Raw genomic sequence first — 25,279 nt, forward strand, 5'->3', positions numbered from 1 at the left:
GACGATCCACCAGGAGCACAGCGTCTTCTCTTTCTCGACACGGATGTGGCGTCAGGGGGCCCTGACAGCGGGCCCGGGTGAAGTCTTCAGGCGCTGGCCGCGGCGCGCGCGGGCACGGAGGCCTCGGTCGGTCCGCCGCACCACTTGTGGAGCACCGCCTCCAGGCCCGGGACGCCGGCGCGCGTCACGCCCCAGGCGACGATGCCATCGGGCCGGACGAGCAGCGCGGGGGGCAGGTCGATGCGGTCCCACGCGCCGCCGCGCGCCACGACCACCCGGTCCTCCCAGCCATGCCCCACGACGCTCGCGAAGCGCCCCTCGAGAGTCCTGTCCACGAGGACGAACCGCCGCTGGCGTAGCAACTCGTAGAGCCGGACCGGCCGCGCGTGGGGGAGGTCCATCTGGATGTCTGGGACGCGGCGCCCGACGAGCGGGTGCGCGTCCGCGCCGCGCGGTGGAGGATAGCGGAGCGTCAGCCCCGCGAACTCCTTCACCACGGGCAGTTGGATCGCATTCACCTTCAGCGACTGCATGATGAGCCAGCGCACCAGCCGCAACGGGGCGGCGCTGGAGATCTCATACTTGAACACGAGGTCCGTCTTGCGAAGGGTCGCCTTCGCGATGGGATGGCGCTCCTCCTGGTACGAGTCCAGCAATCCCTCCGGCGCCCAGCCTTGGAGCTCCGCGATCAGCTTCCACGCCAGGTTGATGGCGTCCTGCACGCCCACCTGGAGCCCCTGCCCTCCCGAGGGAATATGCGTATGGGCGGCGTCTCCCGCGAGCAGGACCCGGCCCGCGCGGTATCGGTCCGCCTGGCGCTGGTCGCTGCGGAAGCGAGACATCCACAGCGGCTCGTGAATGCCCAGGTCGACGCCGAGGATGGCGCGCACGCTCTGCTCCACCTCCTCCAGCGTGACGGCCTGCTCCAGCGGGACCTGCATGCGCGCGCGGTCCAACACGATGAGCCGGAAGGTGCCATCCCCGTAGGGGAACACCGCCACGGTGCCTCGCGCGCCGGTGATGGCGTGCACGGGCGGATCCGGCGGGTGCTTCAGTCGCACGTCAGCGGTGACCAGCGAGCAGTCGTACGACATGCCCTCGAAGCCGATTCCCGACAGGGAGCGAACCGCGCTGCGCACGCCGTCACATCCGACGACGTAGCTGGCGTGCTCCTTCCACGTCTTGCCGTCCGCGCCCTCCACGTCGAGCGTCACGCCCGAGTCCTCCTGCCGCAGCCCCACGACACGGGCCTCGCGAACCAGCTCGGCCCCCGCGCGCAGCGCCCACGCCTCCAGCACCTCCTCGGTGCGGTTCTGAGGCATGATCAACATGAAGGGGAAGCGCGAATCGAGTCGCCCGAAGTCCAGGTAGCTCTTCCCATCCCCCAACGGGCCGTGCTTCCAAGGCAGGCCCTTCTCGATGGTGGCGTCGGCCTGACCGCGCATGTCGAGCAGCTCCATCGTGTACGGCGTCAGGCCGAACGCCCGGGACCACGAGGATCGCTGGGCGCGGCGCTCCAGGATGCGGCAGGGGATGCCCGCGCTGGCGAGCTCGGCGGCGAGCGTCAGACCGGTCGGTCCAGCTCCGACAACGATGACCTTCGGGACGGGCGACACAGGGCTCCTGACGAGGACGGCGGCGGTGGGGTGAAGGGATGGGGAGATGCGAGCCCCGGACTCAGACCAGCTCCACGGACGCGTGGATGTTTCCGCGCACGGGCGTGACCCGCGGCTGGTGGTCCGGCGCGAGGAGGACCATGGGCAGCCCCAGCTTGGGGACCAGCGAGATGCGCATCGCCCGGTCGACGCGCGCTCCCGGGACGAGCGTCGGCCGGAAGCGCTGCAGCAACATGGACAGGACGAGCTTCATCTCCAGCTGGGCCATGTGGCGCCCCAGGCAGTTGTGGGGACCGGCGCCGAAGGGGGTGTACTCGTGCACCGTGGGCGTGGCCGTCCTCCACCGCTCCGGCTCGAACCGCTGGGGATTCGGAAAGAGCTCTGGCAGCCGGTGCGTCACGTAGGCGCTCGCGAACACCATGGTGCCCTCGGACAGCTCGTAGGGGCCGAGCTGGCACGCCTCGCTCGTGTAGCGCATCAGGAACGAGGCGGGAGGGAACAGCCGCAAGCTCTCCTTCACCACCAGATCCAGGTACTCCAGCTTCTTGAGCTGCTCCACTGTCGGTGGCGCGCCGCCCAGGGTCGTGCGCAGCTCCTCCTGGAGCGTGGCCAGCACCTGGGGATGTCGGTCCAGCAGGAAGAGCGTCCACGTCATGGACGCCGCGCTCGTGGAGTGGCACAGGACGTTGTAGGCCTCGCCCACGAGCTCGTCGTCCGTGAGCCCCTGCCCGTGCTCGTCCCGCGCCGTGATGAGCGCGGAGAGCACGTCCAACTGTCCGGCCTCCGCCTCCCGCTTGCGCCGGATGAGCACCCCGAGGATGTCCTCGATCTCCCGCGCGACCGCCAGCATCTCCCGGTAGGGCGCGCCAGGCAGGTCCACACGCAGGAGCAGCGTGGTGGGAGCGGAGGCGAGCTCCAGCAACCGGGCGATGAGATACTGAAGCCGCACACCGTCACCGGCGGGGTCCAGGCCGAACATCGTCTGCATGGCGATGCGCATGATGAGCCGCAGCAGATCCTGGTCGAGCCGTGGCCGCGTCTCCCCCACCGTCCACCGGTCCAACTCCGCCTGGGTGAAGCCGATGATGGTGTCCCGGCAGGCGTCGATGCGCTGGGGACGAAAGGCGGGCTGCATCAGCGTCCGGTGCTTGCGGTGGGCCGCGCCGTTCAGCCGGAGCAACCCGAACGTCAGCCGCTCCATCGCCGAATCGCGAGGCAGGTTGCTCTCACGGAAGGCATCCGAGATGAAGCGCTCCGGCTGGGTGAAGAGGAGCTGGTTGTACTCGGGGCCCAGCGCGTACACGTGCCTGGGCTTACGCGGATCCCACGCACTGACGGGGCCGTAGCGCTCAAACGCTCGCATGAAGTGCGCGGGAGGGTCGCCCAGCATCCGCAGGCCCTCCAACTGCCAGCCAATCAACGGCAGCGAGCGCGGCCCCGGCAGGCGAGGGGCGCGCGCCGCCACGGCCCCGGTCGTCATGATGCGCTCCGCGCGGCGGCGTGGGCGGGACGTTCCGCGGACGCGATGACGAAGTCCAGGTTCTCGAAGGTGCCGAACCGCTTCAGGTAGGCGCGGGCCGCCCAACGCACCACCGGGTTCATCCGCTCGGCCATGGCCCCCTCCCCCACCCGACGCAACAGGAAGGAGGAATAGGGCGGGCAGACGTGCTCGCGGATGGACTGGACCTCCACCGCGCCGAAGCCCTCGGCGGCGAGCTTCCGCGCGTAGACATCGCGGGTGTACATGTTCTCGCCCTTGATGTGCATGTTCTGCCGCTCGAAGGCGCCCACCTTCTGCCCGGCCATCGGCAGGATGTCCGCCAGCACGACGCGCCCCCCGGGCTTGAGGACCCTGAAGGCCTGGCGGAAGAACGCCTCGCGCGTGTTGAAGTGGTGGGCGGCCTCCACGCACACCACCTTGTCGAACGTGCCGTCCTCGAAGGGCAGCTCCGTGGCGGAGGCGGCCCACAGGTTGATGCGCTCGCCCAGGCCTCGCTCGAGGACGCGCCCCTGCACCACCTTGAGCTGCGATTCGCTGATGTTGACCGCGTCGATGCGCGCCGGTCCGAACTCCTCCATCCACAGGAGGTCCTGGTCCCCGAAGCCGCACCCCACGTCGAGGAGCCGGTCCCCGGGACCGAGCCTGGCCGTCTGTGCGACGAGCCGCACCAGCGCGCGGGCCGCCTCGTCCAACGTGGCCGGGGCGTCCTTCCAGAAGCCCATGTTCATGAACATGCTCTCCTCGGAGAGGGAGCCGCCCTGGGCCAGGAAGCCATAGTGCGCGCGGACGCGATAGTCGTGCAGGCTCAGCTTGCGGTATGCGTGTTGAAGGATGTTCATGGACCCACCTGTCTGGGGTTTCGTTCCACGGCCTCGAGCGCGCATCGCTCCGGCGACACCGGAGCGCGGCGGTGCCCGAGGCACATGGGGCGGAGAGTTCGCTACTTCGTGGCCTGGAGGACGCCGTGGGGCGTCCAGGCACCGCAGGGGATGCGGTCGGCGCGCTTGAAGCCCGCCGCCTTGACCCACGATTCGTACTGCTCCCACGCGTAGATCATCCCGCCCTCCGCGGGGATGGCCGCGAAGTACACGCTGTCCAGCGCCGCCATCAACGGACCGTCACCCGCGTCGTTGGAGATGGAGCTGAAGATGACGACCCGGCCACCGGGCGGCAGCGCCTCGTAGGCCCGGCGCAGCAAGGAGGTGTTCTCCTCCGGCGTCCAGATGACGAGCTGATGGGAGAACAGGACGCAGTCATGTCCCGGGGGGAACGGCTCCGCGAACATGTCGCCCGCGTGGACCTTGATGCGCTCCGACAACCCGGCCTCCGCGATGCGCCGACGCGTCAGGGGCGCCGTCCCGGGAATCTCCAGGACCGTCACCTCCACGTTCGGGTACGCCTGGGCCAGCGCGATGGCGTTCACCCCATCACCGCCGCCCACGTCCAGCACCTTGCGCACGCCCGAGAAATCCACGTGCTTGAACAGGAGCGGGTTGGACAGCTCAGACCACGAGCGCATGTACTCGTAGAAGACCTGCTCCATGTGGGGGTTCTCGGACAGGCGGTGGTAGAGGTCCCGTCCCGCCCCGCGCACCCGGCGAAGCCCCACGTTGCGGTTGGCCTTCAGCGACTCCGTGAAGTCGACCTGGCCCTCGTAGCAGATGTACTGCTCGAAGCCGACGACCGACTTGAAGATGGCCCAGGTCTCCTCCTTGAACATCCGGCTGATGACCTCGGCGTTGCGGTACGCCCCGTCCACCCGCTCCGTCAGCCGCAGGGACGTGGTGCCCAGAAGCAGGATGTCGATGGCCCGGGGCTGCAACTCCAGCCGCAGGGCAATCTCCTCCTTCGCGAGGCCCGGCTTGTGCTCGAGCAGTTCGAACAGGTTGAGTTCGCAGGCCGCGTTCAGATATTGGGCCGCCGAGGCGCCGAACAGGATGAACGTCAGATCATCGTGCGTCAGCGGACCCGTGGCGGGCCGAGCCGCCACCTTCAAAAGCGCGTTGTCGGTCTTCATCTGGGTGTTCCTCCACATCAAGAGACTGCAGTCGTTCGACCGGCCACATCACGAGGGCAAGGCTCCGCCAGGACCCCACGGGGCCTCTTCCTCGACTGACTTCTGGGAGACGGCAAAAACCCTACGACGTCTGCTCACTCCGGGTAGACAGGGGACGCATGTCTGTCCATGCATTGTCGATGTGGGCCACACAGTCCGAACGGGCTCCGTGGAATCCCTCATCTCGCCAGCCGGGAGGATTGGGGCGCTCCACGGGCCAGATGGAGTACTGCCCTTCGTGGTTCACGACGACCTTGCATGACACGGATTCGTCACTGCCCAGGAATGCAGCCATTGTCTTGTTCCTCCCCCCCAACTCCAGGGAACCAGCATCCAACGGGTCGATACGGCGCTCACTCCTTGATGAGGTGGAGGCGCACGCGCTTGAAGTGCTCCAGGAGCTCCACGGCGGACTTTTCCGTCCGCTCGGCCATCAACAGACTGGTGCGCTCGGTCCCCACGAAGCTGGCACACACCGTTTTGTGTGCGTCATAGGCCCGCGCGACGGATTGGTAGAAGGCCTCACGCGCCTCTTCCAGCTCCACCGGGAGCCCCGCGAAGATGGGACGCAGCCCGGCGAGCACCTTCACCATGTATTCGTGGTCGCGCCACCGCAGCCCTGTCATGCCCGGAGGCGCCACGGGCGGCATCAAGGTGGGACGGACCGACTTCTCGTAGGCCGTATAGGAATAGTCGCCCGTGAAGCGCAGCGCCACCTCGGCGCCATTCATCAGGGCGGTGACGCGCTCCAGGTCGGCGCGCGCGGCCTCCAGGTTCCCCGCCTCCACGTCCTCACGCAGGACGTGAAGGACAACCACCATCCCCTGCACGAGTGACATGAAGACGTAGTGCCCGCGCGTCCACCGACGCAGCGCGTCCCGCTCGCCAGACGCCGTCGAGCGCGGGGGCGGGAGCGCCGCGGCGCCCTCCCGGTCCACCGGACGGTCCAGGAGCATGTCGAAGAGCACGCTGTAGGCATGCCGCAATCGCCCCCACGCCTCGGGCTCCAGGTCCGTGCCGCTCGTGAGGGCCTCATCCAACAACGTCACGAATCCGTGGAGCGTGCTGTGGACGAGCAGCGGCACCACCCGTCCCTCGACCCGGACAATGGCAAATGCCTGATCATTATCCTTGTTGCCCTGCGAGGCCTCCGGGTCGTCCACCACCGGGGTGAAGTCCCCATCCCCCAACCCCAGTCTTGACAGGGAATCCCGCGCCGCGAAGATCGCCTGATCCTCGGCCGACCTCCGGTGCAGCGCGGCAAGGGGCTCCAGCACCGCTACCTGAGCAGCCTCCCTTTGGAGTTCCCCACGCAGGCGTGGCAGTCGCTCGGGTCGCAAAAGATAGATGCCTGGCGCCGTCACGTGCCTTCTCCTTGCCAATCACTGGCATCCCCACCAAACACCAGTACATTGACACGACTTTCCTGGCTTTACAACTTTAATTGACATTCCGGAATTAAGTCCTTACGGTCCAGCCCTTACATCAACCATGGTTGGAGTTGTTCTGGGGGCGCCTTCCCGTGGCATTGGACAAATCCCTCTCAATCAAACACGCGCAGCTCCCCCGCCACACGCTTGTCACCCTTCTGCAACAGCGGGCGGAGACCGAGCCGACACGCGAGGCTTTCAGCTTCCTGGGTGAGTCCGGCCAGGTGGAGCAGCGCGTCGACTACGCCACGCTGGCGCGGCAGGCCCGGGCCATCGCCGCGAGGCTTCAGGCGCAGGGGGCGGTGGGAGAGCGAGCGCTGCTGCTCTATGCCCCCGGTCCAGAATACGTGGCTGCCTTCTTTGGCTGCCTGTTCGCGGGGATGGTGGCGGTCCCTGTCTATCCACCGGAGCTGGCGCGCCCGGAGCGAAGCCTCTCACGGCTGCTTGGCATCGTCCGGGACAGCGAGGCGAAGTGGGTGCTCACGACCGCCCTCCTGCGCGGTGTCGCGGAGGGGCTGTTCGCCGAGTTCCCCGAGCTGGAGCGGCTGAAGTGGGAGCTGACGGACGAGCTGCCTTTGGAGGTGGCGGAGGACTGGCGCGCACCAGAGGTGGATGCCTCCACGATGGCGTTCCTTCAGTACACGTCCGGTTCGACGGCGACGCCGAAGGGCGTCGTGCTCACCCACGCCAACCTGCTCCACAACCTCGAGGCCATCCACGAGCGGTTCGGCCTCACCCGTCAGAGCCGGGGCGTCATCTGGCTGCCGCCCTACCACGACATGGGCCTCATCGGCGGCATCCTCGCGCCCATCCACGGTGGGCTCCCCGTGGACCTCATGTCGCCTCTCACGTTCCTGCAGGCTCCGTTCGCGTGGCTCAAGGCCATCTCGGACCGCAAGGGGACGTGCAGCGGCGGGCCCAACTTCGCGTATGAGCTGTGTGCCCGGAAGGTCACCGAGGCCCAGAAGGCGACGTTGGACCTGTCGACCTGGGAGCTGGCCTTCTGTGGAGCGGAGCCGGTGCGCGCGGACACGCTCGACGCGTTCGCCCGGGCGTTCGAGCCCTGCGGCTTCCGTCGGGAGGCGCTGTACCCCTGCTACGGCCTGGCGGAGGGGACGCTCATCGTCACGGGGCCCGCCAGGGGCCGGGGCGCCCGCGTCCGGACGTTCCAGCGAGAAGCGCTGGAAGCCCACCGTGCCATTCCCCTGGAGCGCGCTCCAGAAGACGGGCAGACGAGCGCGACGCACGTGAGCTGCGGCGAGGCGGCGGCGGGGCTGCACGTGGGCATCGTGGACCCGGGGACGCGGCGGCGGCTCGAAGAGGGCCACGTGGGAGAGATTTGGGTCCAGGGGCCGAGCGTGGCCCAGGGCTACTGGCGACAACCCGAAGCGACGGAGCAGGCCTTCGCGGCCCACGTGGCGGGCGCGGACGACGGGCCGTGGCTGCGCACCGGGGACCTCGGCTTCCTTCAAGATGGCGAGCTGTACGTCACCGGGCGGCACAAGGACCTCCTCATCATCCGGGGACGCAATCACTATCCCCAGGACCTGGAATTGACCGTGGAGCGCAGCCACCCCGCGCTGCGTCCCGGTTGCGCGGCGGTGTTCGCGCGCGGTGACGAGGCCACCGCGGGAGTCGTCGTCGTCCAGGAGCTCGACCGGCGCTACCCGGGCGAGGACTGGGACGCCATCTCGAACGCCATCCGGCAATCCCTCTCCCTGCAACACGGTGTGGGCGTCGACTCTGTCGTCCTCATCCGCGCGGGCGCCCTGCCCAAGACCTCCAGCGGCAAGGTCCAACGCTCCGCGTGCAGGGAGGCCTGGCTCGCGGGACGACTCGCCCCCGTCCACGCGGACGCGCCCCAGACGCGGGAAGTGCCCGACCGGCTCTCGCGAGACGACCTGATGGCGCGCTCCGAGGACGAACGGCGCGCCGTGCTCATCGACTTCCTCTCCCGGGCCGGGAAGCTCCCCCCGGGGTTGCCCGCCCACGAGGCCGCGCACCACTCGCTGGGGCTGGATTCGCTCGCCCTCGTCGAATTGAAGCATCGCCTCGAACGGGACCTGGGCGTCTCGTTGGAGTTGAGGCTGTTGCTGGGCGCCCCCTCCCTGGAGGAACTCGTCACCCACCTGCAGGAGGCGTTGCGCGCGGCGGCGCCACCTCCGAGGGCCGAGGAGTTCCCACGCGACCAGGAGGCCCACCTGCTCCTGACGCCGGGGCAGCGAGCCTTGTGGTTCCTCCAGCAGTTCAAGCCCTCCTCCCTGGCCTACATCCTCGCGAGGGCGGCCCACATCCGAGGGCCCCTGGACGTGGCCGCGCTGCGCCGCGCGTTCGAGGTGCTCGTCGCGCGCCACCCCTCCCTGCGCGCCACCTTCTCCCTCGTCGGAGAAGAGCCCATCCAGCGACTCCACGCCCGGCGCGCGGACCTCCTCCAGGTCGTCGACGTCTCGGGCGAAGACTCGCACACGAGCCATGCCCGACTGCGCGACGCCGCCTTCCAGCCCTTCGACCTGGCCCGGGGTCCGCTGCTCCGCGCGACGTTGTTCTCGAAGGCGGCCGACGAGCACGTCCTCCTGCTGGCGTTCCATCACCTCATCGCGGACTTCTGGTCGCTCGCCGTGCTGGTGGAGGAGCTGATCCAGCTCTACGAGGGGACCGGGAGCGAGGACGCACTGCCCCCGCCCGGGCATCCCGCGACGTGGCTCCAATGGCAGCAGCAATACCTGTCGAGTCCCCGCCAGCAGACTGACTGGGAATACTGGCGACAGCGGCTCGACGGCCCCTTGCCCCTCCTGGACCTGCCGCCCCCGTCGCCCGTCCCCTCCGCGCGTCCCCCGGCTCCGGTTCATCACTTCGCGCTGGGGCAGCGGATGCAACGGCGCGTCGACGACTTCTCCCAGCGCCACGACGTGACGCCCTTCGTCTCGCTGCTCGCGGCGTTCCAGGCGCTGCTGCACCGGCTGAGCGGACAAGACGACCTCGTCGTGGGGACCCCGGTGGCCACGCGAGGCCCCGCGGGCACCGCGCGACTGGTGGGCTATTGCGTCAACACCCTGCCGCTTCGCGTGGACCTGGCGGATGGGCCCGGGTTCGCCGCCCTTGTCCGGCGCACCCGCGACCTCGTCCGAGGGGCCCTGGAGCATCAGGAGTTCCCCTTCCCCCTCATGGTCGAACGACTGCATCCGGAACGCGTCGCCGACCGCACGCCCATCTTCCAGACCCTCTTCGTCCATCAGCGAAGTCCCCTCTCGAGCCATCCCGCGCTGTCGTCCTTCGCGCTCGGCGATGGCGGCGCCCGGCTGCGCATGGGCGGCACGAGCGTCGAGCTGCTGCCACTGCCCCCCGCCGCGTCCCCCTTCGAGCTCATGCTCGCCATCGCGCCGACCGATGAGGGTCTCTCCTGCGCGTTCGAGTACGACCCGGCGCGCTTCGACGCGGCCTTCATCGAGCGGCTCGCGGCGCAGTACGGGCACCTGCTGGAAGCGGCCCTGGACGACGCGGACATGCCCATCGCACGGCTGTCGCTGCTGCCCACGTCACAGCGCGAGCAGCACCTGCTCGCGTGGAACGACTCCCACCGGTCCTATCCCGCGGGCGACGGTCTGCACGCCCTCGTGGCCCGTCAGGCGCGGCGGACCCCGGACGCGGTGGCGCTGGTGCACGGCGCGCGGCGGATGACCTACGGCGAGCTCCTCGCACGGGCCTCGGGGTTGGCGGCGAAGCTGCGCCGGCTCGGCGTGGGGCCCGAGGTCCGAGTCGGCGTCTTCAGCCACCGCACGCTCGACCTGGTCGTGGGTCTGCTCGCAGTGCTGGAGGCGGGGGGCGCCTACGTGCCGCTCGACCCCCAATATCCGCAGCCGCGCCTGGACTTCATCGTCCGCGACGCACGCATCCACGCCCTGCTCACGGAGCGCTCCTTGGACGAGCGACTGCCCGCGAGCACGGCCCACCGCGTGTTCCTGGACGAAGCACACGACGAGGGGACGCTGGCCCCCGAGGCACCCACGGAGGAGGTCCACCCCGACCACCTGGCGTACATCCTCTACACCTCCGGCTCCACCGGCCAGCCCAAGGGCGTGGCCATCTCCCACCGCAGCGCGGCGAACTTCATCCACTGGGCCGGCGAGGCGTTCAGCGACGAGGAGCGACAGGGCGTCCTGGCGGGCACATCCATCTGCTTCGACCTCTCGGTCTTCGAGCTGTTCGCGACGCTCAGCCACGGAGGCAGCGTCATCCTGGCGGACAGCGCACTGCACCTGCCGGAGCAGACCTCGGCCACCGTCACCCTCCTCAACACGGTGCCCTCGGCCATCACCGAGCTGCTCGCCTCGGGCGGCATCCCCGACACGGTGCGCACCATCAACCTCGCGGGTGAGCCCCTCACGCGGGAGCTCGTGCGGCGGCTCTACCAGGAGACGAAGGCCACCCGCGTGGTGAACCTGTATGGGCCGTCGGAGACCACGACGTACTCCACATTCACCACGCTGCCCGCTGAACCCTCCGAGCCGGTGAGCATCGGTGGGCCAGTGGCCAACACCCAGGTCTACGTGCTCGACGCCCACCTCCAGTTCGTGCCCGCGGGCGTCCGGGGCGAGCTGTTCATCGGCGGCGCGGGCGTGGCGCGTGGCTACGTCGAGCGGCCCTGGCTCACCGCGGAGCGCTTCCTCCCGGACCCGTTCTCCGGACTCCCGGGGGCGCGGATGTACCGGACGGGAGACCACGTACGACAGCTCCTGGATGGAACGCTGGAGTTCCTGGGCCGGGTCGACCACCAGGTGAAGCTGCGTGGCTTCCGCATCGAGCTGGGCGACATCGAAGCCGCGCTCCGACAAGAGCCCGGGGTGCGCGACGCCATCGTCGTGGTCAAGGGCGAGGGCGCGCGACGACAGCTGGTCGCCTACGTGGTGCCTGTCCGCGAGAGCACGGGGCTGGAGGTGTCCGCGCGCCATCTGCGAGAACACCTGCGCGCCCGGCTCCCGGAGTTCATGGTGCCGGCGACCCTCCTGGTGCTGCGGGAGCTGCCGCTGACACCCAACGGCAAGGTCGACCGCGCGGCGCTGCCCGACCCACTCACCCGACCGGAAGATCCGGGCGCCGACTACATCGCCCCGCGCAACGAGCTGGAGACTCGCATCGCCCAGGTCTGGGCGGAGTTGCTCCAACGAGAGCGCGTGGGCGTCCACGACAACTTCTTCGACCTGGGCGGCAACTCCCTGCTGGCGACCCGGGTGGCCACGCGGCTGTCCTCGGCGCTGCAAATCCAGGCCAGCGTCCGCACCGTCTTCGAGCACCGGACGGTGGCGACCCTCGCGGAGAACCTCGCCCAGGCACGGGCGTCGTCCTCCGGCCCCTCCACCATCACCGCGCAACCCCGGGTGCCGTATCGCGGCGGCTAGTGCCCGCGAGGAGAGAACCCCCATGTCCACCGTGGATACGAACGCCCGTCCCCCACCGACCGACGCCGCCCTCCAGGGCTGCTTCGTCTTTCCCGCGTCCGCGAGCCAGCAGAGGCTCTGGTTCCTCCACGAGCTGGACGCTCAATGGAGCGTGGCCTACCACCTGCCCGTGGCCTTCCGCGTCGCTGGCGCTGTCGACCGCGTCGCGCTGCAACGCGCCCTCAACCTCGTGGTGGCCCGCCACGAGGCGCTGAGGACCCGCCTCGCGTACCTGGACGGCGAGCTGGTGCAGGTCATCCATCCCGATGCGAGGGTCACCCTCTCCTTCACCGACCTGGGGCACGTCCCCGCGGCCGAGCGAGATGAAGAGGCACGGCGGCTGCTCGCGGGCGAGGCACGGCGCCCCTTCCGGTTCACCGAGGACAGCCTCCTGCGGGTAAACCTGTTGCGACTGGGCGCCGCGGAGCACGCCCTGCTCGTCACGGTGCACCACCTCGTCGCGGATGGGAGCTCCGTGGAGCTGCTCGTGCGCGAGCTGGCGGACAGCTACGACGCCTGCCTCAAGGGCACGGAGCCGGCCCTTCCGGCCCTCCCCATCCAATACGCCGACTACGTGGCCTGGCAGCGGCAGTGGCTCGGCACCGAGGCGCACGCGGCCCAGAGCACCTACTGGAAGCGGAAGCTGGCCGGCGCGCCCCAGGTCATGGAGCTGCCGGTGGACCACCCGCGCCCCTCGGTCCAGACGTTCCGCGGCGCCACCACGGAGTTCACCCTCTCCCCGGAGCTGGGCGCGGCCGTCCGCCGCCACGTCCGCTCCACCGGCATCACGCCGTACATGCTCCTGCTCCAGGCGTTCGCCATCGTGCTGCGGCGGTACACGGGGCAGGACGACCTCCTCATCGGAACACCCGTGGCGAACCGGGAGCGGCCCGAGTTGGAGCCCCTCATCGGGTTCCTCGCCAACACGCTCGTGGTGCGCGTAGACCTCTCCGGGGACCCGCGCGTGGACGCCCTCGGCGCGCGCATCCGGGAGACCGTCCTGGAGGCGCTCACGCACCAGCAGCTCCCCTTCGAGCTGCTCGTCGAGGCGCTCCAGCCCCAGCGCACGCTGAGCCACAACCCCCTCTTCCAGGTGATGTTCGCGATGCAGGAGGCGCCCCTCTCCCGCCTCTCGATGGGAGGGCACGCGCTGGAGCGGCTGCCCGTGGACCCGGGCACCTCCCGCTTCGACCTGTCCTTCTTCCTCATCGACGACGGAGACCGCATCCAAGGCATCGTCGAGTACGGCTCGGACCTGTTCGAGGCCGACACCATCGCCCACCTCGTCCAGCACTTCACGCGGGCAGTCGAGGGGCTCCTGGATGAAACCCGTCCGCGCCTCTCGCGGCTCGCCTTGGACAGCGAGGCCGACCGGCGGGAGCAGCTCGCGCGGGCCTTCCACGCGGAGCCCCACGCCTTCGTCCCCCTCCACGAGGCAGTCGCCGCGCAGGCCGCGCGGACGCCGGAGCGCGTGGCCGTGGAGTGCGGCGCCCTCCGCCTCACCTACCGCGAGCTGATGACCCGCGTGGGCCAGCTCGCGGGTGCCTTGCGCGCGCGCGGCGTGGGCACCGAGGACCGGGTCGCCGTCCATCTGGAGCGCTCGCCGGACCTCATCGTGGCCCTGCTCGCGGTGCTCCAGGTCGGCGGGGCCTACGTCCCCGTGGACCCGCAGTACCCGCGTGAGCGGATCCGCGCCATGCTCCAGGATGCGCGTCCCCGGGCCCTCGTGACGACGCCCCAGCTCGCGTCCCTGGGCGTGGACATCCCCCACGTCCTGACCCCGGACGCGGTCGCGGAGGCCGGCGGGGACGCCCCTCCAGGCCCGAGGGCGGGTGAGCACACCCTCGCCTATGTGCTCTACACGTCGGGCTCCACCGGTCACCCCAAGGGGGTGATGGTGACACACGGAGCGCTCGCCAACTTCCTGCACACCATGGCGCGCGAGCCCGGGCTGCGAGGCGAGGACGTCCTCGCCGCGGTGACCACGTTCTCGTTCGACATCGCCGCGCTGGAGCTCTACCTGCCGCTGCTCGTGGGTGCGCGCGTGGTGCTCGTCACCCGGGAACAGGCGGCGGATGCCCGGGAGCTGGCGGCGCTGCTCGACACCCACCACGTGACGGTGATGCAGGCCACGCCCGCCACCTGGCGGCTCTTGACGGATACCGGCTGGAGACCCTCCAGCAGCTTCACCGCGCTCTGCGGAGGCGAGGCGCTTCCCCAGGACCTCGCCGACCTCCTCACGTATCGCGGCGCCGCGCTGTGGAACCTCTACGGACCCACCGAGACGACGGTGTGGTCATGCCGCAAGCGGCTGCATCCCGGGGAGCGCGTCACGCTCGGCCGGCCCGTGGGCAACACGAGCACCTATGTGCTGGATGAGGACCTGATGCCGGTGCCCCCCGGCGTGAGCGGCGAGCTGTTCATCGGCGGAGAGGGCGTGGCCCGTGGCTACTGGGGGCTGCCCGGACGCACGTCCGAACGCTTCGTGCCCGACCCCTTCTCCGCGAGCCCGGGCGCGCGCCTCTATCGCACCGGGGATCTGGTGCGCCCGCGGCCTGACGGCGACCTCGTGTACCTGGGACGCGCGGACCACCAGGTGAAGCTCCGGGGCTTCCGCATCGAACTGGAGGAGGTGGAAACCGTCCTGCGACGCCACCCGGAGGTGCGCGCTGTGGCGGTCCATCTGTGGGGGACGGACGAGGCCCGACGGCGGCTCGTCGCCCACGTCGTTCCCGCCACGCGCCCCCCTTCCGAGGAGTTCGCCCGGCGCCTTCGGGAGCACGCCCGTGCCCACCTCCCCGAGTACATGGTGCCCGCCACCATCGCCCTGCTGGACGCGCTCCCGCTGACACCCAACGGCAAGGTGGACCGTCGCGCCCTGCCCTCTCCGGACGCCGTCTCCGCCTCCAGCGAGCGGCTCCTCGTCGCGCCCCGCACCGACACCGAACGCCAGGTCGGCGCCGTCTGGACCCGGCTGCTCGAGCGCGAGCAGGTGGGCGTGGATGATGACTTCTTCGAGCTGGGCGGCAACTCGCTGCTCGCCGGGCGGCTCGTGCAACTGCTCGACCAGGAGTTCGGCGTGAGGGTGCCCATGCGCGACCTCTTCATCAACGCCACCATCGCCCACCTCGCGACCGTCATCGACACGCGGCGCCGACAAGCGCCCTCGGTGCTGAAGCCCGCGTCCGACACGCCGCTGGACGGGTTGAGCGACGCCGACGTGGAAGCCCTGCTGAACGATCCGCTGCTGAGCCACGCCCTCTCCCAGGAGATTCGCAGGTGATGCCCTCCCAGAACGACTCCGTCCGAAGGCCCCTCGAGGACCGGCGTGCCACGCTCACCCGCTGGCTCCGGGAGCGCGGGGCCGACCCCGCCAACCTGACGCCCACGCAGCGACGACTGTGGATGCTGCTCCAGTTGGACGGCACGCTGCCGGCCCAGGTGTTGACGGCGCGCGAGCTGCGGGGCGCGCTGGAGCTGGCCCCGCTCCAGCAGGCCATCGCCGAGGTCGGCCGCCGCCACGACCTGCTCCGCAGCACGTTCAAGGACGTGGGGGGAACGCCGCTGCGACTCGTCCACCCCATCGCGGCGCTGTCCCTGCGGGTGACGGACGTGACCGATGCGGACGCCGCGGAGCGCCTCTCCGACATCGCCCGGGAGATGCTCGCCCGGCGCGCCGACGTCGCCTCCGCGCCACTGGTGGACCTGCGGCTCGTGCGGCTCGCCGCCGACAGCCACGTGTTGTTCGCGACGGGCCACGAGCTGGTCGTGGCGACCTCCTCCCTGGAGTCCTTCGTCCAGGAGCTCCTCACGACGTATGCCGCCCTCCACCGAGGCGAGCCCCTCGGTGAGGGCGCCGTGCCCTCCCACGCGGAGCACGCCACCCGCGAGCACGCGTGGCTCGCCAGTCCAGAGGGAGCGGCGGCGGTGGAGCACTGGCGTCGACGGCTCGCGGACGTTCCCGTGCTTCAGCTCCCCACGGACCGGCCGCGTCCGGCCGTGAAGACCCACCGCTCCGCGTCCGTCCACCAGCGCCTGCCGCGGGAGCTTCTGGGTCAGTTGTCCGCGCTCGCCACGCGCACGGACGAGGAGCTGGGGACGGTGCTCTTGACCGGCCTCCAGACCCTGCTGGCCCGCTACTCGCTCCAGGTGGATGTGACGGTGGGAGTGCGCGACGAGCCTCCTGGCAGCGCGGAGTCCGAGCCACCAGGTCCCGGCCGCGGCCCCCTCGTCTTGCGAGTCGGCCTGGGCGGAGACCCCTCCTTCGAGGACGCGCTCCGACGAACCGGCCGCGCCCTCCGGGAGGCGCGCAAGTTCGGGCGCGTGCCGTTCGCCACCCTCGTGGAGGCGCTCCAGCCACCGAGAGACCTCAGCCGCACGCCCTTCTTCCAGACCCTGTTCCAGTTCCGTGACGCGCGCGAGGCGCTCGACCTGGTCCCCGGCCTGAGAGTCACGCCACACGTGCCGCGCGTGGGGACCACCCCGGTGGACCTGACGCTCGCCGCGACCGCGACCCAGGAGGGACTCCACCTGCGCGTGGACTACAACACCGACCTGTTCGACGCGAGCACCGCGCGGAGGATGCTCGACCACCTGCGCACGCTGCTCGACGGAGCGCTGACCACTCCGACCAGCACCCTCTCCGCGCTGCGGTTGCTGCCGGCCGAGGAGTGGGGACAGGTCCTCCATGGCTGGAACGAGACGGCCCACGCCGCTCCCTCGGAGAAGTGCCTGCACGAGCTGGTGGAGGCGCAGGCGGCGCGGACCCCGGGGGCCTGGGCCGTCACCGGTCCTGGCGGGGAGCGCACCTACGCGATGCTCGACGAGCAGGCCAACCAGCTCGCGCATCACCTGCGGGGGCTCGGGCTGGAGCGCGAGGACCGCGTGGCGCTGTGCCTGGAGCGCTCGGTGGAGATGGTCGTCGCCATGCTCGCGGTCCTCAAGGCCGGAGGCGCCTACGTTCCGCTGGATCCGGAGTACCCCACGGAGCGGCTCACGCACCTGCTCACGGACAGCGGCGCGCGGGTGCTCATCACCCAGCGGTCGCTCACGGCGCGGCTGGGAACCTCCCCGGCGAAGCGGCTCCTCGTGGACGAGGACTGGCCCGCCATCGCGGCGAACCCGCGCTCGGCCCCGCCCCGGACGACGACGCCCGCGCACCTCGCGTACCTCATCTACACCTCCGGCTCCACGGGGACGCCCAAGGCGGTGATGCTCACGCACCGGGGCATCGTCAACAACCTCACCTGGCGACAGGCGACGTGGCCGCTGAACCCAGAGGACCGCGTCCTGCAGAACCACTCGTTCAGCTTCGACCCCTCCGTCTGGGCGACGTTCTGGCCGCTGCTCGTGGGCGCGCGCACCGTCGTCACCGCCGCGGGGCAGGCCACCGACAGCCGGTCGCTGGTGGAGCTGATGCGCTCCCAGGGCATCACCGTCTACGGCGCGGTGCCGTCCCTCAACTCGGTGTTGATGGAGGAGCCGGATATCGGCCGGTGCACCCGCCTGCGCTACGTGCTGAGCGGGGCCGAGGCCCTCACCGGCTCGCTCCAGCGCAGCATCTTCTCGCGCGTGTCAGCCACGGTGGCGAACCTGTACGGCCCCACCGAGACGACCATCGACGCCACGAGCTGGACGTGCCCGCGCGTGGATGAGCCCGAGGCGGCCCCCATCGGTCGGCCCATCGGCAACACGCGGACCTACGTCGTCGACGCGCACCTCCAACCGGTGCCCGTGGGCGTGCCCGGGGAGATCTGCATCGGCGGCGCGGGACTGGCCCGCGGCTACCACGGGAGGCCCGGCCTGACGGCGGAGCGGTTCGTGCCAGACCCCTTCTCCAGCGAGACTGGCGCGCGGCTGTACCGGACGGGTGACCTGGGCCGATACCGGGCGGACGGCGCCATCATGTTCCTCGGTCGCGTGGACGACCAGGTCAAGGTCAGCGGCTACCGCGTGGAGCTGGGCGAGGTCGAAGCCGCGCTTGGCCAGCACCCCGACGTGCGCGAAGTCGTGGTCGTGGCCCACGCCAGTGGCCCGGACATGAAGCGGCTCGTCGCCTACATCGTGCCCGCGGAGAACGCCGCGCCCCAGGCGCGCGCCCTGTCGACGTACCTGGAGGGACACCTGCCGACGTACATGGTGCCCACCCTGTTCGTCATCGTCAGCGAGCTGCCCCGGACGGCCAACGGCAAGGTGAACCGGCAGGCCCTGCCCGCTCCCCAGGTCGAACGAGCGGAGCCGCTGGCGGACTCCGCCATGCCCCGCTCGCCGCTGGAGGAGGAGATCGCCGCGGCCTTTGGGAATGTGCTCGGCACGACGAGCGTGGGCATCCACGACGACTTCTTCGGCGTCGGCGGCACGTCGCTCATGCTGGCGAAGCTTGCGTCGCGGCTGCTCAACCGCTTCGAAATCGCCATCCCCGTCCACCAGTTCTTCAAGGTGCCCACCGTGGCGGGCGTCGCGAACGTGGTGGAGACCTTCCAACGCGAGGGGCTCGAGGCGGTGCTGATGAATCAGCACGCCACGCGGCTGGACACGGACGCCACCCTGCCCGCCGACATCTCGCCTGAAGGTCTACCCGAGGCGGACTTCCTCGACCCGTCCGCCGTCCTGCTCACGGGCGCCACGGGCTACCTCGGTGCGTTCCTGTTGGAGCAGCTCCTGAAGTGCACCCGCGCCACGGTCTACTGCCTGGTCCGCGCGGACACGCCCGCCCAGGCGATGAAGCGCGTCCGGACGACGATGGAGCAGTACCTCGTCTGGGACGAAGCCCACGCGGCGCGCATCCGTCCACTCGTCGGAGACCTGGCCAAGCCCCGCCTCGGCCTGGACGAGGCGGAGTGGGACGCGATGGCCGGGAAGCTCGACGCCATCTACCACAACGGCGCGTTGGTCAACTTCGTCTACCCCTACTCCGCGCTGCGAGGACCGAACGTGCAGGGCACCCAGGAGGTGCTGCGGTTGGCCTGCCTGCGAAGGCTCAAGGCCGTGCACTACGTCTCCACCATCGACGTGCTGCTGGCCACTCACATGCCGCGGCCGTTCCTGGAGGACGACTCGCCGCTGCACAGCCCGGTGGAGGTGCCCGGCGGCTACACCGGGAGCAAGTGGGTCGCGGAGAAGGTCGTCGACATCGCCCGGCAGCGCGGCATCCCCGTCGGCATCTACCGGCCCGGCCTCATCCTGAGTCACGAGGAGACAGGCGCGACGCAGACCAACGACTACCTGCTGGTCGCGTTCCGGGGCTACGTCCCCATGGGCATCCTCCCGGAGTACCCGCGCATCTTCGACACCATCCCCGTGGACTACGCCGCGAAGGCCATCGTCCACATCTCCCTGAAGCGGGAGGCGTTCGGGCGCTTCTTCCACCTGTTCAACCCGGCGCCCGTCTCCCTGCACCAGTTCTGCGAGTGGATCCGCTCGTACGGGTACGAATTCGACATCGTCCCCTTCGACGAGGCGCGACGACGGGCCCTGGAGGTCGACACGTCCCACCCGCTCTATCCGCTGGTGCCGCTCATCCGCGACGCGGAGGCGGAACCCACGCCGGCGCTCGACCCATCCGTCATCGGTGAACTCCAGCCCGAGATGGAGTGCGCCAACGCGCTGGAGGTGCTGGCGGGAAGCGGCATCCGCTGCCCCCCCATGACCGAGGCCCTGGCGCACCGCTGCATCCAGTACCTGGTCGACGTCGGCTTCCTCCCACCCCCCGAAGCGCTGCGCACCGCCCGCTCGCGACAGGTCGCCGGAACCTGAGCGGCCACGCCCCATCCCTCTCACCGCAAGAGACGAGTCCCAGAATGATCCACCACGTCGAACTGACCCAGCCTGTCCTCCAGTACGTCCGTGACAACTCCCTGCGCGACAACCCCATCCTGCGCGACCTGCGCGAGGAGACGTCTCGCCTGCCGCTGCGCACGATGCAGGTCCCGCCCGAGCAGGGGCAGTTGCTCCACCTGCTGACGCGACTGCTGGGCGCGCGCAAGACGCTGGAGGTGGGCGTCTTCACCGGCTACAGCACCCTGTGCACCGCGCTCGCGCTGCCCGCGGACGGCCGGGTCGTCGCGTGCGACCTGAGCGAGGAGTGGATCTCCGTGGCTCGGCGCTACTGGAAGCTCGCGGGCGTGGAGGAGCGCATCGACGTGCGTCTCGGGGATGCCCACCACACCCTGGAGGCGCTGGTGTCCAGCCCCGAGCGGGGGACGTTCGACCTGGCGTTCATCGACGCGGACAAGGAGAGCTACGAGCACTACTACGAATTCGCGCTCCGGCTGCTGCGCCCGGGCGGACTGGTGGTGCTCGACAACACGCTCTGGTCCGGCAAGGTCGCGGACCCGGCCGTCTCGGACCCGGAGACGGACTCGCTGCGTCGCATCAACGCGAAGCTCCTGCACGACGAGCGTGTGGACCTGAGCATGCTTCCCTTCGCGGATGGGCTGACCCTCGCGAGGAAGCGCTGAGCCCACGGCCCGTCCCATGACCCCGCCTTCCCGCCCCATCGCGAAACGCTCCCCGGAGCCCTCCATCATCCCCGGCGGGCCTGGCGTCGTGCTCGCGTTGGTCCTGCTGGTCGGCGGCAGTTGGGCGGCCCTGGCGCCCTACCAACCGCCCGCGCCTGTTCCCGCCTCCGCGTCAGCCGAGGACTTCTCCGCGGAGCGGGCGTTCGCCCACGTCCAGCGCATCGCTCGCGAACCCCATCCGGTGGGCTCGGCGGAGCATGCGCGTGTGCGCGAGTACCTGCTCGCGGAGCTGGCGGGGTTGGGCCTTTCGCCCGAAGTCCAGCGGGCCCCGAGCGTGGCGGAGTTTCCCACCCCCTTCGGGGTGACCTACCGGTCCGCGGCCGTCGTCCAGAACGTGCTCGCCCGCGTGCCAGGACGCTCCAGCGAGCGGGCCCTCCTGCTGATGGCGCACTACGACTCCGTGCCGGCGGGCCCGGGCGCCAACGACAACACCGCCGCGGTGGCCACCCTCCTGGAGACGGCGCGCGCGCTGACCGCGTCCGCCCAGAAGCCCGGCCACGACGTCTTCTTCCTGTTCACCGACGCGGAGGAGGTCGGGTTGCTCGGCGCGCAGGCCTTCTTCGCCCAGCATCCCCGGCGCCACGCCGTGGCCACGGTGCTCAACTTCGAGGCCCGTGGCAGTCATGGCCCGGTCCTGATGTTCGAGACAGGGCCGGACAGCGGCTGGCTCGTCGACGCGCTCGGCTCGACGGTGCCCACGGCGCTCGCGAGCTCGCTGTTCGACACGGCCTACCGGTACCTGCCGAACATGACCGAGTTCACCCTGTCCAAGGCCGCCGGCATCCCCGGCCTCAACTTCGCGTACATCGACGGCCTCACGGCCTACCACGGAGCGCTGGACCGTCCGGAGAACGTGGACGCGCGCACCTTGCAGCATCAGGGGGAGTACGCGCTGCGCCTCACCCGGCGGCTGACGGACGGCACGCTGTCGCCCCAGGGGACCTCCAGACTGGTCTTCTTCAACGTCGCGGGGCTGGGACTCATCACGTACCCGGAAGGGTGGAGTCCCTTCTTCGCCCTGGGCGCGACGCTCTTCTGGGCGGCCCTCGTCGCGCGAGGACTCCGGGAGAAGACGCTGTCGGCGAGGCAGCTCGCGCGCGGACTGGGCACCTTCCTGCTCGTCTGCGGGGGTGTCCTCGCCATCGCGCTCGCCATCAGCCTCCTGGCTGGCGCGACCCATCCCGAGTCCCGCCGCGCCGGCGACACCTACGGCAGCGGCCTGTACCTGGGGGGACTGCTCGCGGTGACGACCGCCGTGGCCGCGCTGTTCGTCGTGAGGACGGGCCCCCGCGTCGGCGTGCGGGCCCTCACCCTGGCGGCCTGCGGGCCCTGGGCGCTGCTCGCGGTGCTGACCGCGTTCCTCGCGCCCGGACTCAGCTTCCTGTTCACCTGGCCCCTGGCGAGCACGGCGCTCGGGCTGGCGCTGCTCCCCTCCGCTCCCGGCGCGGCGAACTGGCGATGGCCGACGGCGTTGACGTTGTGCGCCATCCCGCCGCTGCTCATCGTGGCGCCCCTCCTCGTCCTCACCTTCGTGGGGCTCACGCCGCGGCTCGCCGTCGTGACGGCGCTGCTCGCCGTCCTCCTCTGCGGACTGCTCGTCCCACTCCTCCACGCGCTGACGGCACTCCGGACCTGGCCGCTGCCGGTGACAACCCTCGCCACGGGGCTTGGACTCGTGGTCCTGGCGAGTCTTCCACGGGCGCCCACCCCCGAGCGCCCCCGGGCGAACAACGTCGTCTATGCGTGGGATGCGGACAGCGGGCAAGCCCTCTGGTTCAGCAGCGACGAGCAGTTGGACGACTGGACGCGGCAGTTCTTCCCCCGGGACGCGACGCGAGAAGGGCAGCTCCCCGCCTTCATGCCGCGCTGGGGCCAGGACTTCCGGTTCGCGCCCGCTCCGGTGCTCGACGCGCCAGCGCCCCTCGTGGAGGCGCTCGAGGACACCGTCACGGCGGACCGGAGGACGCTGCGCCTGCGAATCACCTCCCCCCGGGGAGCGCGCAGCGCGTTGGTGTCACTCCATGGCGCGCCCGTGCTCGCCTATGCCGTGGATGGCGCTCCTGGCCCCACCAGTCCCGCCCTCGCGGGCGACGCGGCATGGACCCTGTGGCTCGAAACCCTGCTCCCCGAGGGCAATCTCCTGCAGGCCACCTTCCCGGCGGCCCAACCCCTCACCATTCGCGTCATGGACCGCACCGACGGCCTGCCTTCGCTGTCAGGCTTCACGCCAACGCGAAGACCCCCGTACATGATTCCCGCACCCTCCCTGGACGTGGAGAACTGGGGCAATGCCACCTACGTCAGCCACGCCCTCCATATTTCCGCCCACCCGGTCGGTTCCACGGCACGGCAATCATTGCCGACCGCCGCGCAGCCCCCAGGGAATGATTGACATTAACGCCTGGATTTACAGGAAAGACCCGAGTAGGTTTTCGAGCAATGCCTCTCACCACGCGTTCGAACAGGATGACGTTGGGAGCAGCCTTCCTGACGCTGACGCTGACGCTCTCGCCAGCGCAGGCGTCGGACGACGCCGCGTCCACGCCCGTGGTGGAGCTGGTGCAGGTGCTCTCCCTTCGCCTTCGGCTGAAGCGGCTGGAGCCACAGGAGCGGCGCGACCTGGAGGAGCGACTCGCGCGCGGCGAGACTCCGTCCCGCATCTACGAGGAGGTCCTGGACCGCTGGTTGACGCGGGACTTCTACCGGAAGCTGTCGAGCGCGTTGGCGTTCACTCCGGCGGCGACGAACTTCTTCGTCGGGACGCTGTCACGCTTCCGTGAAGACGGGCAGTGGGTCTACTACCTGCCCCACACCGTGGGCGCCTCGCGTCCGGAGGGGACCGCGCCCTGTGCGCCCGCCGAACGCAAGTCAGCGCCAGCCTGGTGGGGGCGCGGACAACGCATCTCCATCTGTCAGGACAGCTACCGCCCGGAGAACGCCTTCGACGCGGTCGGCTACTGCGGTGGACAGCCCGAGCCCACCATCCCCACGCCCCCCAGGCCGGGCTGCGGTTGCGGTCCCCTGCTGTTGGGTTGCCTCCCTCCGGACGAGGAGGCGCCGCGCATGGACCAGCGCTTCGTGGAGGCGATGATGAGCGAGGTGACCGAGACCGGCGCTGAGCTCATGTCGAAGGGGCGCCCCTTCGACGAGTTGATGACGACCTCCTCCACCTGGCAGTCCGGCCTGACGCGCTTCCTGTACCTGCGGCGGGAGATGCTGGCGAAGGTGTCCCAGAAGCCCTTCTCCCCCGCGCGGGAGCAGGAGCTGGTGCGGATGCTGGCCACGGTGGACCTGGAGGCCCCGGGCCAGTTCGTCGAGCGCAAGGGCGAATACCAGGGCAGTGGCCTGTTCCTGAACACGCCCGTCATGGCCGCGTTCGTGGGGACCTCCCGCGCGACGATGCAGTTGATGTTGTCGCAGTTCCTCTGCGTGGACTTCCCGGCGAACACCGTGGACAGCGAGACGCTCCTCACCGTCACCGGCGGGCAGCACGAGGGCGTGCGCTTCGAGGTGTACGAGTCCCCCATGCGCAACCAGGGCGCGTGCAGCGGATGCCACGCGCCCATGGACTCGGGCTCGGGCTTCCTGGTGGGCTTGCGTCCGCCCATCTTCGGCTCCATCCCCACCGGCAGACAGGTGGAGGGGGCGCTGTACGTCCACGGCGCCGAGGACTTCCGGGGCAAGGGCAAGGGCACCGCCGCGCTGGCCCGGCTCCTCACCCAGCAGCCCGAGTTCCCCCGCTGCGCTACCTCCCGCATGTTCACCTTCCTCGTGGGGCGACCGCCCCGGAAGACGGCCGAGGAGCGGCGGCTGCTGGAGGAGCTGACCCGGACCTTCGAGCAGAACGGACGGCGGGTCGATGTCCTCATCCGCGCCATCCTGTGGAGCAAGCCGCAGACGGAACCGATGGTGCTCGCGCAATGACCTCCCTCGGTCTGCTGTTCCTCGTCCTGGCGGCGGCGCCGGCGCGTGACGCCGCCGAGGTGCCCCCCAACGTGGCGGTCCTCCTCCAACGCCACTGCGCCGGCTGTCACGATGAGGACAGCTCGCTCGACCTGCGTCAGGTGCCTGGCCCGAGCGACCTGGAGACGTGGCGGGACATCCACAAGGCCGTCGAGACCGGCCGCATGCCTCCCTCCGCGAAGGACGCGGAGGGGCTGTGGAAGGGCCCTGGGACTTCACCCGTCCCGCTGGGGCCCGGATACCGGCAGGAGCTCGCCAGCTCCATCGCCGCGCTGCTGGAGGCCCAACAGCACCCCGCCCCGCCGCGCACGGCCATGCGATTGTCCCTGGACGACTGGCTGCTCATCGTCCGCGAGGTGGCGCATCCGTACATGAGCGCGGGCGCGCTCGAGGCCCTCGTCGCTCCTCGGCTGGAGCTCGAGCCCTCCGCACGCCATCCGCTCATCGCCATGGACGTCTGCACCCGGGTCATCGACACGGACCTGGGGCGCCCCGCCGGAAAGCGGACCCTGGTGGACGTCGCGGAGGGACCTGCCTCGGAGAAGGCGACGGAGGCCATCACGCAGCGCCTTTTCCGGCTCGTGTACCAGCAGGAGCCCAGCGCCGCGGACACGAAGGATGGACAGGCACGCTTCCGCCGCTTCCAGCGCATCGCGCCGGCGACACGCGACGCGGCGGCGGCGCTGTGCACCAGCTATCTGGCCGGCATCCGGGTGCTGCGGCTGGAACTCGCCCCCGCCCCCACGACAGCGAGATGAC

General features: G+C 70.3%; 13 protein-coding genes. 7 read left to right on the plus strand and 6 right to left on the minus strand.

The genetic code is table 11. The features are described from left to right. Positions 1–86: 86 nt before the first annotated feature. The 6 genes from HUA74_RS18975 to HUA74_RS19000 all read right to left on the minus strand — a co-directional run bounded on the left by HUA74_RS18975 (position 87) and on the right by HUA74_RS19000 (position 6,450). Entirely contained in the window at positions 87–1,616 is a 1,530-nt protein-coding gene (locus tag HUA74_RS18975) for an FAD-dependent monooxygenase (protein WP_217443508.1), read from the minus strand. Between the two features lie 61 nt (positions 1,617–1,677). After that, positions 1,678–3,096 carry a cytochrome P450 gene (locus HUA74_RS18980; protein ID WP_174455624.1) on the minus strand — a complete coding sequence of 473 codons (1,419 nt, stop codon included), beginning with the start codon at positions 3,094–3,096 and terminating at the stop codon, positions 1,678–1,680. Beyond that, positions 3,093–3,956 carry a cyclopropane-fatty-acyl-phospholipid synthase family protein gene (locus HUA74_RS18985; protein ID WP_174455625.1) on the minus strand — a complete coding sequence of 288 codons (864 nt, stop codon included), beginning with the start codon at positions 3,954–3,956 and terminating at the stop codon, positions 3,093–3,095. The genes HUA74_RS18980 and HUA74_RS18985 overlap by 4 nt, the downstream gene beginning before the upstream one ends. Positions 3,957–4,057: 101 nt before the next feature. Next, on the minus strand, positions 4,058–5,134 hold the full coding sequence (locus HUA74_RS18990; protein ID WP_141645733.1) for a methyltransferase: 1,077 nt from the start codon (positions 5,132–5,134) through the stop codon (positions 4,058–4,060). Between the two features lie 121 nt (positions 5,135–5,255). After that, a complete protein-coding gene (locus HUA74_RS18995) occupies positions 5,256–5,468 on the minus strand; it encodes an MbtH family protein (protein ID WP_141645734.1) in 213 nt (70 codons plus the stop codon). Between the two features lie 58 nt (positions 5,469–5,526). After that, positions 5,527–6,450, minus strand: a complete 924-nt coding sequence (locus HUA74_RS19000; protein WP_174455626.1) for a hypothetical protein — start codon at positions 6,448–6,450, stop codon at positions 5,527–5,529. Between the two features lie 245 nt (positions 6,451–6,695). Between HUA74_RS19000 and HUA74_RS19005 the strand changes: the two genes are divergently transcribed. The 7 genes from HUA74_RS19005 (at position 6,696) to HUA74_RS19035 (ending at position 25,278) form a co-directional block, all read left to right on the plus strand. Next, positions 6,696–11,999 (plus strand): non-ribosomal peptide synthetase, encoded by a 5,304-nt coding sequence (locus HUA74_RS19005; protein WP_174455627.1) that lies wholly within the window; start codon positions 6,696–6,698, stop codon positions 11,997–11,999. Between the two features lie 22 nt (positions 12,000–12,021). Beyond that, entirely contained in the window at positions 12,022–15,321 is a 3,300-nt protein-coding gene (locus tag HUA74_RS19010; RefSeq protein WP_174455628.1) for a non-ribosomal peptide synthetase, read from the plus strand. After that, positions 15,321–19,793 (plus strand): non-ribosomal peptide synthetase, encoded by a 4,473-nt coding sequence (locus HUA74_RS19015; RefSeq protein ID WP_174455629.1) that lies wholly within the window; start codon positions 15,321–15,323, stop codon positions 19,791–19,793. The genes HUA74_RS19010 and HUA74_RS19015 overlap by 1 nt, the downstream gene beginning before the upstream one ends. 44 nt (positions 19,794–19,837) lie before the next feature. Beyond that, the gene (locus tag HUA74_RS19020; RefSeq protein WP_141645739.1) at positions 19,838–20,497 is read left to right on the plus strand and encodes a class I SAM-dependent methyltransferase; all 660 of its coding nucleotides are present in this window, start codon (positions 19,838–19,840) and stop codon (positions 20,495–20,497) included. 16 nt (positions 20,498–20,513) lie between these two features. After that, on the plus strand, positions 20,514–22,949 hold the full coding sequence (locus HUA74_RS19025) for a M20/M25/M40 family metallo-hydrolase (RefSeq protein ID WP_174455630.1): 2,436 nt from the start codon (positions 20,514–20,516) through the stop codon (positions 22,947–22,949). 74 nt (positions 22,950–23,023) lie between these two features. Beyond that, the gene (locus HUA74_RS19030) at positions 23,024–24,481 is read left to right on the plus strand and encodes a DUF1585 domain-containing protein (RefSeq protein WP_174455631.1); all 1,458 of its coding nucleotides are present in this window, start codon (positions 23,024–23,026) and stop codon (positions 24,479–24,481) included. Then, positions 24,478–25,278, plus strand: coding sequence for a hypothetical protein (locus tag HUA74_RS19035; protein WP_174455632.1), 801 nt, complete (start codon positions 24,478–24,480; stop codon positions 25,276–25,278). The genes HUA74_RS19030 and HUA74_RS19035 overlap by 4 nt, the downstream gene beginning before the upstream one ends. Position 25,279: the final 1 nt, after the last annotated feature.

This window comes from Myxococcus sp. CA051A, assembly GCF_013336705.1.
GTDB lineage: Bacteria > Myxococcota > Myxococcia > Myxococcales > Myxococcaceae > Myxococcus > Myxococcus llanfairpwllgwyngyllgogerychwyrndrobwllllantysiliogogogochensis.

What these genes read in the sequence shown, in the direction of transcription:
- HUA74_RS19030 (WP_174455631.1), top strand. Translation starts at nt 23,024, where the DNA reads ATGACGTTGGGAGCAGCCTTCCTGACGCTGACGCTGACGCTCTCGCCA.
- HUA74_RS19035 (WP_174455632.1), top strand. Translation starts at nt 24,478, where the DNA reads ATGACCTCCCTCGGTCTGCTGTTCCTCGTCCTGGCGGCGGCGCCGGCG.
- HUA74_RS19010 (WP_174455628.1), top strand. Translation starts at nt 12,022, where the DNA reads ATGTCCACCGTGGATACGAACGCCCGTCCCCCACCGACCGACGCCGCC.
- HUA74_RS19015 (WP_174455629.1), top strand. Translation starts at nt 15,321, where the DNA reads ATGCCCTCCCAGAACGACTCCGTCCGAAGGCCCCTCGAGGACCGGCGT.
- HUA74_RS19020 (WP_141645739.1), top strand. Translation starts at nt 19,838, where the DNA reads ATGATCCACCACGTCGAACTGACCCAGCCTGTCCTCCAGTACGTCCGT.
- HUA74_RS18990 (WP_141645733.1), bottom strand. Translation starts at nt 5,134, where the DNA reads ATGAAGACCGACAACGCGCTTTTGAAGGTGGCGGCTCGGCCCGCCACG.
- HUA74_RS18985 (WP_174455625.1), bottom strand. Translation starts at nt 3,956, where the DNA reads ATGAACATCCTTCAACACGCATACCGCAAGCTGAGCCTGCACGACTAT.
- HUA74_RS18995 (WP_141645734.1), bottom strand. Translation starts at nt 5,468, where the DNA reads ATGGCTGCATTCCTGGGCAGTGACGAATCCGTGTCATGCAAGGTCGTC.
- HUA74_RS19025 (WP_174455630.1), top strand. Translation starts at nt 20,514, where the DNA reads ATGACCCCGCCTTCCCGCCCCATCGCGAAACGCTCCCCGGAGCCCTCC.
- HUA74_RS18980 (WP_174455624.1), bottom strand. Translation starts at nt 3,096, where the DNA reads ATGACGACCGGGGCCGTGGCGGCGCGCGCCCCTCGCCTGCCGGGGCCG.